Origin of the sequence: Mycobacterium sp. (assembly GCF_035653355.1) — a bacterium.
Taxonomy (GTDB): Bacteria; Actinomycetota; Actinomycetes; order Mycobacteriales; family Mycobacteriaceae; genus Mycobacterium.
Window position 1 is genome coordinate 1 of sequence record NZ_DASRBZ010000417.1, and the last position, 8,867, is coordinate 8,867.

At 66.3% G+C, this 8,867-nt stretch carries 10 protein-coding genes and 2 pseudogenes; 8 read left to right on the forward strand and 4 right to left on the reverse strand.

What is annotated here, in order from left to right; genetic code table 11:
• The 3 genes from VFA16_RS14385 to VFA16_RS14395 all read left to right on the forward strand — a co-directional run.
• Window positions 1–2,606 (forward strand): bifunctional [glutamine synthetase] adenylyltransferase/[glutamine synthetase]-adenylyl-L-tyrosine phosphorylase (locus VFA16_RS14385; protein ID WP_324968468.1); only part of this gene is annotated, 2,606 nt, incomplete at its 5' end.
• Between the two features lie 48 nt (window positions 2,607–2,654).
• Complete coding sequence (locus tag VFA16_RS14390; RefSeq protein ID WP_324968469.1) at window positions 2,655–3,329, forward strand: PaaI family thioesterase; 675 nt, start codon at window positions 2,655–2,657, stop codon at window positions 3,327–3,329.
• The gene (locus tag VFA16_RS14395; protein ID WP_324968470.1) at window positions 3,326–4,186 is read left to right on the forward strand and encodes a TIGR03619 family F420-dependent LLM class oxidoreductase; all 861 of its coding nucleotides are present in this window, start codon (window positions 3,326–3,328) and stop codon (window positions 4,184–4,186) included. Before VFA16_RS14390 ends, VFA16_RS14395 begins: the two co-directional genes overlap by 4 nt.
• A gap of 21 nt (window positions 4,187–4,207) precedes the next feature.
• Here the strand turns inward: VFA16_RS14395 and VFA16_RS14400 are convergent, their stop codons facing one another.
• On the reverse strand, window positions 4,208–4,315 hold the full coding sequence (locus VFA16_RS14400) for a DUF3761 domain-containing protein (protein WP_324968477.1): 108 nt from the start codon (window positions 4,313–4,315) through the stop codon (window positions 4,208–4,210).
• 258 nt (window positions 4,316–4,573) lie between these two features.
• Between VFA16_RS14400 and VFA16_RS14405 the strand changes: the two are divergent.
• The 5 genes and pseudogenes from VFA16_RS14405 to mddA all read left to right on the forward strand — a co-directional run.
• A pseudogene (locus VFA16_RS14405) lies at window positions 4,574–4,684 on the forward strand (DivIVA domain-containing protein); the annotation flags it as partial.
• A gap of 33 nt (window positions 4,685–4,717) precedes the next feature.
• Window positions 4,718–4,828, forward strand: a pseudogene (locus VFA16_RS14410) (DivIVA domain-containing protein); the annotation flags it as partial.
• Window positions 4,829–4,912: 84 nt separating this feature from the next.
• On the forward strand, window positions 4,913–5,155 hold the full coding sequence (locus VFA16_RS14415; RefSeq protein ID WP_324968471.1) for a hypothetical protein: 243 nt from the start codon (window positions 4,913–4,915) through the stop codon (window positions 5,153–5,155).
• Window positions 5,156–5,242: 87 nt separating this feature from the next.
• Window positions 5,243–6,835, forward strand: a complete 1,593-nt coding sequence (locus tag VFA16_RS14420; protein ID WP_324968472.1) for an HD domain-containing phosphohydrolase — start codon at window positions 5,243–5,245, stop codon at window positions 6,833–6,835.
• Between the two features lie 137 nt (window positions 6,836–6,972).
• Complete coding sequence (gene mddA / locus VFA16_RS14425; RefSeq protein ID WP_324968473.1) at window positions 6,973–7,752, forward strand: methanethiol S-methyltransferase; 780 nt, start codon at window positions 6,973–6,975, stop codon at window positions 7,750–7,752.
• A gap of 8 nt (window positions 7,753–7,760) precedes the next feature.
• Here the strand turns inward: mddA and VFA16_RS14430 are convergent, their stop codons facing one another.
• The 3 genes from VFA16_RS14430 to VFA16_RS14440 all read right to left on the reverse strand — a co-directional run.
• Window positions 7,761–8,198: a VOC family protein gene (locus VFA16_RS14430; RefSeq protein WP_324968474.1), complete on the reverse strand. Its 438-nt coding sequence runs from the start codon at window positions 8,196–8,198 to the stop codon at window positions 7,761–7,763.
• Window positions 8,199–8,242: 44 nt separating this feature from the next.
• Window positions 8,243–8,665, reverse strand: a complete 423-nt coding sequence (locus VFA16_RS14435) for an AraC family transcriptional regulator (protein ID WP_324968475.1) — start codon at window positions 8,663–8,665, stop codon at window positions 8,243–8,245.
• On the reverse strand, window positions 8,666–8,867 hold a 202-nt coding region (locus VFA16_RS14440), incomplete at its 5' end, for a hypothetical protein (RefSeq protein ID WP_324968476.1).

Consider the following 8,867-nt stretch of genomic DNA (forward strand, 5'->3'; position numbering starts at 1 on the left):
AGCTGCGCCGGATTTTCCTCAACTGTGTTACCGAAAACCCAAGCGACGCAGTCATATCCGAGTTGCGCACGTGCTACCGCGACCAGCTGCTGATGCTGGCCGCACTTGACTTGGCTCCGACGGTTGAAGACGAGCCGGTGCTGGCGTTCAGCGCGATCGGCGCTCACCTGGCGGACATGGCAGACGCCGCGCTGGCCGCGGCGCTGGTCGTCGCGGAGAGAACAATCTGCGGCGACGAGCCACCGCCGCGGCTGGCGGTCATCGCGATGGGCAAATGCGGTGCACGCGAATTGAATTATGTCAGCGACGTCGACGTTATCTTCGTCGCCGAGCGCGCCGACCCCGTCAGCACCCGCGTCGCCCGGGAGATGATGCGGGTGGCCTCGGAAGCCTGCTTCGAGGTGGACGCCGCGCTGCGCCCAGAAGGCCGCCACGGTGAACTGGTCCGCACCGTGGAGTCGCACATCGCCTACTACCAGCGGTGGGCGAAGACCTGGGAGTTCCAGGCGCTACTCAAGGCCCGGCCGGCCGCCGGTGATCGTGAGCTCGGCGAGCGCTACATGGCTGCGGTGAGTCCGATGGTCTGGCGTGCCTCCGAGCGCGAAGACTTCGTCGCGGAGGTGCAGGCCATGCGGCGCCGGGTCGAGGAGATGGTGCCGGCCGCCGTTCGGAGTCGCGAAATCAAGCTTGGCACTGGGGGATTGCGCGACGTCGAGTTCGCGGTGCAGCTGCTGCAGCTGGTGCACGGGCGCACCGACGAGTCGCTTCATGTGGCCTCCACCGTCGACGCGCTGGCGGCGCTCGGTGCCGGTGGCTACATCGCCCGCGACGATGCGGCGAACCTGACCGCCTCCTACGAGTTCCTCCGGCTGCTTGAGCACCGGCTGCAGCTGCAGCGGCTCAAGCGCACCCACATGCTGCCACCGCCCGAGGACGACGAGGCGCTGCGCTGGCTGGCCCGCGCGGCCCACGTCCGTCCCGACGGGCGCCACGATGCGCTGGGGGTGCTGCGCGAAGAGCTCCGGCGACACAACGTGCGGGTGTCGCGGCTGCACGCGAAGCTGTTCTATCAGCCGCTGCTGGAATCGGTCAGGCCGGCCGGTTTGGAGCTGCGCGGCATGACGCCGGATGCTGCCGAGCGTCAGCTGGCCGCGCTGGGCTACGAAGCGCCGCAGAGCGCGCTGACACACCTGGCCGCGCTGACCAACGAGAGCGGGCGACGCGGACGCGTCCAGTCGGTGCTGCTGCCCAGGCTGCTGGATTGGTTGTCGGCTACCCCCAATCCTGACGGCGGGCTGCTGGCGTACCGCAGGCTCAGCGAGGCGCTGGCCGGGCATCGCTGGTACCTGTCCACGCTGCGGGACAAGCCCGCGGTGGCCAAGCGGCTGATGCATGTGCTCGGTGTTTCCGCCTACGTACCGGAGCTGCTGATGCGCGCACCGGAGGTCATTCAGCAGTACGGTGACGGGCCGTCCGGTCCCAAGCTGCTCGAGGTGGAACCCGGCGCAGTGGACCACGGGCTGATCGCCTCGGCGAGCCGGCACGCCGACCCGATGCGGGCGATCGCCGCCGCCCGCAGCCTGCGCCGGCGGGAGCTGGCCCGCATCGCCTCTGCCGACCTGCTGGGGATGCTCGAGGTCACCGATGTGTGCGGGGCGCTGACGTCGGTGTGGGTGGCGGTGCTGCAGGCCGCGCTCGAGGCGGTGATCCGGGTCAACCTGCCAGACGACGGAGCCGGCGGTGCCCCGGCACGCATCGCGGTGATCGGGATGGGCCGGCTCGGCGGAGGCGAGCTGGGCTATGGGTCGGATGCCGACGTGATGTTCGTCTGCGAGCCGGTCGAGGGTGTCAGCGACGCTGATGCGGTGCGCTGGTCGGCATCCGTCGCCGAACAGGTCCGGGCGCTGCTAGGCACTCCCAGTGCTGACCCGCCGCTGGAACTCGACATGGATCTGCGGCCGGAGGGCCGCAACGGCCCGTTGGTGCGGACACTGGCCTCCTACACCGCCTACTACGACCAGTGGGCGCAACCGTGGGAGATCCAGGCGCTACTGCGAGCGCATGCGGTTGCCGGTGACCCGGACCTCGGCCAGCGCTTCATGACGATGGCTGACACGACGCGGTATCCCGCCGGCGGCATCTCGGCGGAGACGGTGCGCGAGATTCGCCGCATCAAAGCCCGCGTCGACGCCGAACGCTTGCCACGCGGCGCAGACCCGAATAGGCACACCAAGTTGGGGCGCGGCGGACTGGCCGACATCGAGTGGACCGTGCAGCTGCTGCAGCTGCAGCACGCCCACGACATCGCGGGGCTGCATAACACCTCGACACTGGAAAGCCTCGACGCGATCGCTGAGGCCCAACTGCTCAGCGAGTCCGACGTGGAGCTGCTGCGGGAGACCTGGCTGACGGCGACCCGCGCCCGCAACGCGCTGGTATTGGTGCGGGGCAAGCCCACCGACCAGTTGCCGGGGCCGGGTCGGCAGCTCAACGCCGTCGCGGCCGCCGCCGGGTGGCCCAACGACGACGGCAACGAGTTTCTGGACAACTATCTGCGGGTCACTCGGCGGGCGAAAGCTGTCGTGCGCAAGGTCTTCGGAAGTTGAGGCGGCCCCTACTGCGGCGCGGCGAAGCCCTCTTGTTAGTAAGGACGGATGGCGCCGGTCATCCGAATCCCGGCGGCAAACGGCAGGAGGCCTCGGGTGGACACCGCGTACGAGACGATCAGCGCCGAGGAGCACGGTCGGCTGGCGGCGTTATACGGCCCGTTGACCGATGCCGTCCGCGATCTCATCGATGCCACCATCCGAACTCAGGTCGACGCCGACACCATCGAGGATGCGCGCATCGCGATAGAAGCCGTGACCGAGAAACTGCGCGCCAGCCAGCTCAGCCCGACGGCCGGGGTGCGCTACGTCGTCGAGGGACGCCCGCTGGCGTGGGGCAACGCAGTGATCGGCATGCGCAACCCGATCGCCCCGCCGCTGACCATCCACCACGACGGCGGTCGCTGTTGGAGCGAGTTCAACCTGGGCGCCGCGTATGAGGGGCCGCCCGGTCTGGTGCACGGCGGTGTTTGCGCGCTAGTGCTGGACCACATTCTCGGTGAGGCGGCCAGTGAAGGCCTGACCAAGCCGCTGTTCACCGGGACCATCGCGGTGAAGTACCTGCGCGGCACTCCACTGGGCACCCTGCGCGCGGAAGCGGCCATCGAGCGCACTGAGAGCGTCAAAACCTTTGTCGGGGGAACCATTTCGGATTCCTCTGGCGTGACCGTGGAGGCCGAGGGGATTTTCGTCATGCCGGCATGGGCGCGGGAAATCCGATGAAGTACTACATCAGCACCGCGTTTCTGAAGACCCACGAGATCGTGGAGATCGCCAAGGCTGCCGACGAGCTGGGTTACGACGGGATTGGAATCCCGGACCACGTCGTCAATTTGGAAACGCTGGCCACGCCCTATCCGTACACCAAAGACGGGCAGCGGCGCTGGGAGCCCTTCACCGACTGGCCTGATCCGTGGGTGTTGATCGGTGCGCTTGCCCAGGTGACCACCCGGCTTCGGTTCGTCACCACCGTCTACATCCCGGCTATGCGCAATCCGTACCTGGCGGCCAAAGCCATTGGCACTGCTGCGGTTTTGGCGGGTGGTCGGGTCGAGCTCGGCATCGGTGTGGGATGGTGCGCGGAGGAGTTCGCGTTGATGGAGCAACGGTTCGACGCTCGCGGCAAACGCACCGACGAAATGCTCGACTTGATGCGCGAGCTGTGGCAGCACGGCTGGACGGAGTTCCGCGGCGAGTTCTACCAAACGCCGCGCTTGGAGATGGAGCCGACGCCGCCGCGGATACCCGTTTATGTCGGCGGCCTGAGTGAGATCGCGTTTCGCCGTGCGGCCCGCAACGACGGCTGGATCGGTGACCTGATCAAAACCGAGCGCGCCATCGAGGCGGCAGGCAGGCTGAGTGCGCTGCGCCTCGAAAACGGCTTGCCGCTGGAGGGTTTCACCATCTTGACGCCGTTGACCGACGCCGTCACGATCGCCGACTACCAGCGCGCCGAGGCCGCCGGCATCACCGGGATCCTGACGATGCCGTGGATGTTCTACACCGGACCGGACGCCACCCTGGCAGAAAAAGTCGACGGCATGCGGCGGTTCCGCAAAGACTTAGCACTCGACGGTTAGCCCGCTACCGGTCGTGCGGTGTCAGTTTGTCAGCCACTGCTTAACGCCACCGTGTCCAGAGCACGTACCGGAGTGGTGTGTGCTGAATGAGTTATCGCCATCACGGCAGACTGCCGGTAGCGCCGGCAGGCGGGGACCCGCCTCCGCATCTAGACCGCGGTCAGCCGCGCATCAACGTTTTCCACCATCCCGAAAAGCTCTTTGCAACGGCGATGAAGACGACGATTGCGACGGGTAGCTTACGAGTCGGGGGTCGAGGAGGGTGTCATGTCGCTGTTCGGAAAGAAGAAGCGTCCATCCGACGCAACGACGCACGGTTATGAGCCGCCGCCCATCGAACAGGTGCATGCGCGGCCAGCGGCTGGGGTAGTACCGCCATACGGTTCTCTGACCGCAGACGATGTTCGCGACGTGGCCTTTCGTAAGCCGCCCATCGGCAAGCGTGGTTACAACGAAGACGAGGTCGACGAGTTCCTGGACAGCGTTGAGGCAGCGCTGCGTGATCCGACAGCCAGCACGCTCACCGCAGACGATGTCCATAACGTGGCGTTCAACAAGCCGCCCATCGGCAAGCGTGGTTACAACGAAGATGACGTCGACGAGTTTCTCGACCGCGTCGAAGAGCAGTTGAGGAGCAAATGAGACATCGCGCTAGCGGAGCAGACACCGCAGACCGTATCGGTGAAAGCGTCCCGTCGCCGGCTTGGTTGGCCTAGCGTTGCGCGTGTGGAGCCACATCCAACCCCCGAACTGGTGCCCGTCGAGGCATTGCGCTCAGGTGACCCGATCACCGACGTCAACGGTGGCGGTCAGCACTACACAGTTCTCGAGTCCAAGGCCGTCAGCGACAGCTGCATCGTCCTGGAGCTCGAGTCGAAAGCCAACCACCAGCTTCGAGTGATCGAGATGTCTTTTCCCGCCGGCTACCGGGTGGGCAGATCACCTCGCCGCGCTCCCGTAACGCCGTAGGCCGCGGCCCGGTTCCTGCACCTGCTTTTCTGCAGGTACGCAGCGGATATGACCCCGAAGTGGACCCGGCGGCGTCAGAATCGATGAATGGCCTGCCAGCCGGGCGGTCCTGACCCACGCGAGTCAGAGCCGCCCAGTCGTGCCGAGGTGCTCGCCGCACTATCGGTGGCGATCGATCTCGGCCTCGGTCAACCCAGTGAGCACATGCTTCGTGCCGCGCTAATCGGCACGAGGATCGCCGATCGGCTAGGACTCACCCGGGAACAGCGTGACTGCACCTACTACACGAACCTGGTGATGTGGATTGGGTGTCACGCCGACTCCCACGAATACGCCCGATGGTTCGGCGACGACATCGCGGTCCGCCGCGATTCCGCGCTGGTTGACTGGGCGGGCCTGCCTTATCTGCGGTTCTTGCTCAGCAACGTCGCCCGCGGCGAGCCGCTGATGCGCAGGCTGAGTGTCATGGCGGCACTGTTCGCCAACGCACGTGGCCACCTGGCTCGTCTGGTCCGATCGCACTGTGCATCGGCGACGCTGCTGGCGCAGCGCATCGGCTTGAGTCCGGATGTGCAGGCCGCGTTGGCATTTGCCTTCGAACGCTACGACGGGGGAGGGCTGCCCAATGGCGCTCGCGGCGAAGACATTCCGCTGCCGATGCGGATCGCCCAGCTCGCCGACATGGCCGAGATTCACCAGCGCGCTTACGGCATCGACGGCGCGGTGGCCATGGCACGCAGCCGGCGAGGCGGCCAGTTCGACCCACACATCGTCGACGGCTTCCTCGAACAACCGGAGGCCATTTTGGCAGGCCCGCCCGCCGGTGACGTATGGGCGGTCGCGTTGCGGGAAGCACCTGACCGCCACCACCGGCTGGACGCGCAGTCGCTCGATGCTCTTCTAATAGCGCTCGGCGACTTTGTCGACCTGAAATGCCCCTTCACACTTGGCCATTCGCAAGCGGTGGCCCGCCTTGCCGCGGACGCGGCCTTGGTCGTCGACCTTGATGCCGATGCGGTGGCATTGACTCGCCGCGCCGGATACGTCCACGACCTGGGCCGTATCGGGGTGTCCAACCAAATCTGGTCCGCGGCGCGTCCGTTGACCGCAAGCGAATTCGAGCGGGTGCGTTTGCATCCGTATCTGACCGTGCGGATCCTCAGTCGGGTCCGCGGCTTGGAGCGCGTCGCCCAGCTAGCCGGCAACCACCATGAGCACCTGGACGGTTCGGGATACCCGCGCGGCCTCACCGGTGCCGCGCTGGGCCTCCCGGACCGCCTGCTGGCCGCCGCGGTCCGCTACCAGTCAGCGCGTGAACCGCGGCCGTACCGTGCCGAGCTGCCACCGGAAGCGGCAGAACGCCGCCTGCGCCAAGACGTCCAAGCCGGCGGCATGGATCCGGTCGCAGTCGACGCCGTCCTGCATGCAGCCGGCCGCCGCACTGAGCGACCCAATCCGCGGCCGGGCGGGTTGACCGGCCGAGAAGCCGAGGTGCTCCGTTTGGTGGCCCGGGGGGCATCGAACAAGGAAATCGCCGCGGCGCTGGTGATCAGCGAGAAGACCGCTCGCAACCACGTCGAGCGGGCTTACGCCAAGATCGGGGTGTCAAACCGCATCGGCGCCAGTTTGTACGCGATGCAGCACGGGCTCGTCGCGCCGTCAGTATTGGACAGCAATTGAGGCAAACGCCCCATGTGTAGCGGCAGAGCTGCGGTGAACCATCAGCTCGTAACGAACGTTCGAGTAGGTGGTTACGCTATTCCGCTTCTCCGGGAGAGCGGAATAGTGGTTTACGTCGGACGAGGAGGTCCAGCGGCATGACAAAGGTCAATCGGATATTAGCGGTCTGTTATGGGGCGGCGAGCTACGTGATCTTCGTCGTGTCCTTCCTGTATGCCATCGGGTTCGTCGGCAGCATCGTGGTCCCGCGGACCGTCGATCATGGTGTCGCTGCCCCCATCGGCGAAGCCGTCGTGGTGAATCTACTGTTGCTCGGCCTGTTCGCTGTCCAGCACAGCGTCATGGCGCGGCCGGCGTTCAAACGGTGGTGGACGCGAATCGTGCCACAGCCCGTGGAGCGCAGCACCTATGTGCTGCTGTCGAGTTTGGTGCTGTTTCTGCTGTATTGGCAGTGGCGATCAATGCCGACCGAGATTTGGCATGTCTCGTCGCCGGCGGGCCGGCTGGGATTGTGGGTGCTGTTCTGGCTCGGGTGGGCGATCGCGTTCGCGTCGACGTTCATGATCAGCCATGTTGACTTATTCGGGCTACGGCAGGTGTATTCGTTCTGGCGTGGAAAACCGCTCAGCGACATCCAGTTTCGCGCGCCGCTGCTGTACCGAGTGGTTCGTCACCCACTGATGGTCGGATTCATCATCGCGTTCTGGGCGGCACCGACGATGACCGCAGGGCACCTGCTTTTCGCGGTCGCTACTACCGGATACATCCTTGTCGCCGTGCAGCTGGAAGAGCGGGATCTACTGGCTGCGCTGGGATACCAGTACCGCGACTACCGCAGACAGGTGCCGATGCTGCTACCGGTGCCGCGCCGACACTCGACATCCGCCGATAGCGGCATGTCGACCCAAATGCAGTAGCCGATTCGTCAGGCCGGCGTCCTGGTCGGGTCGAACTCCAGCACCTGCGTCAACCGGATGTTGTTGCCCGACGGATCCCGAAAGGACGTGTCGATGCCGTACGGCTGCACGGTGGGCGGGTCGTTGAACACCACGCCGCGAGCCGACAGTTCCTCATAGCTCGCCTGACAGTCATCGGTCTCCAAGAAGAGGGTTCCGCCCGCGCCCTTGGCCACTAGGTTGGAGAGCGCAGCGCTGGCCGCCGCGTCCAGCATTGGCGGCCCGGGCACCGGCATCAGAACCAGTCCGACGTCAGGTTGGCCCGACGGGCCCACCACCAGCCACCGGAACTGCCATGCCTCCATCGTGACATCGGAGCGGACCTCCCAGCCCAGCGTCTTGGTGTAGAAGTCGAGAGCATCGTCTTGGTCATGCACCCAGAACTGGGCGTTGGCGATCTTGATCAACTGGCTTCCTCCTAAGCTACTGCGAGGAAGCGTAGAGAAAGCGCTCAGCCGCCGTCTTCTCGAAACGTGCGGTTCTGCGGCCTCCCATAGGCTTTCGCGACGCACAGCGGTATCCGCACAAAGCGGGCAGCGGGTGGCCACGCGGCCCGGTAGTCGGTAGGGGTCTGGCCGAACATCCGCCGGAAGCTGGTCGTGAATGACCCCACGCTTCCCCATCCGACCGCGAAGCAGATCCTGGCAACCGGCCAATCCGTTGTCCGCAGCAGCGCTGCCGCCCGCTCCAACCGGCGGGTCAACAGGTATTGGTGCGGCGTCTCGCCGAAAGTCCGGCTGAACTCTCGGCTGAAATGCGCCTTCGACAGCCCGGCAGCGCGCGCAAGCTCAGCCACCGATAGCGGTTCGAAGTAGCGGCTGTCCGCTAGGTCCTTTGCCCGCAACAGGTGCCGGGCGCTCGGCAGTGTCGCCATTCACCGCCGGCCGAGTCGGCGATTTCGCCACCAGCGGCTCCACGGCGCGCCGCCCCGCGTTCCACGCCAGCCGGAGTCGGCAGTAGTCGTGCGGGCGTCGAGGCGCCTGCCACGTCGGCGCGCCCACGGTGCACCTGCCCGCGCGCCACCCAAGCCGCCACCGGCACGGCGTCTGGTGTCCAACGCGTACACGCCACCGCCG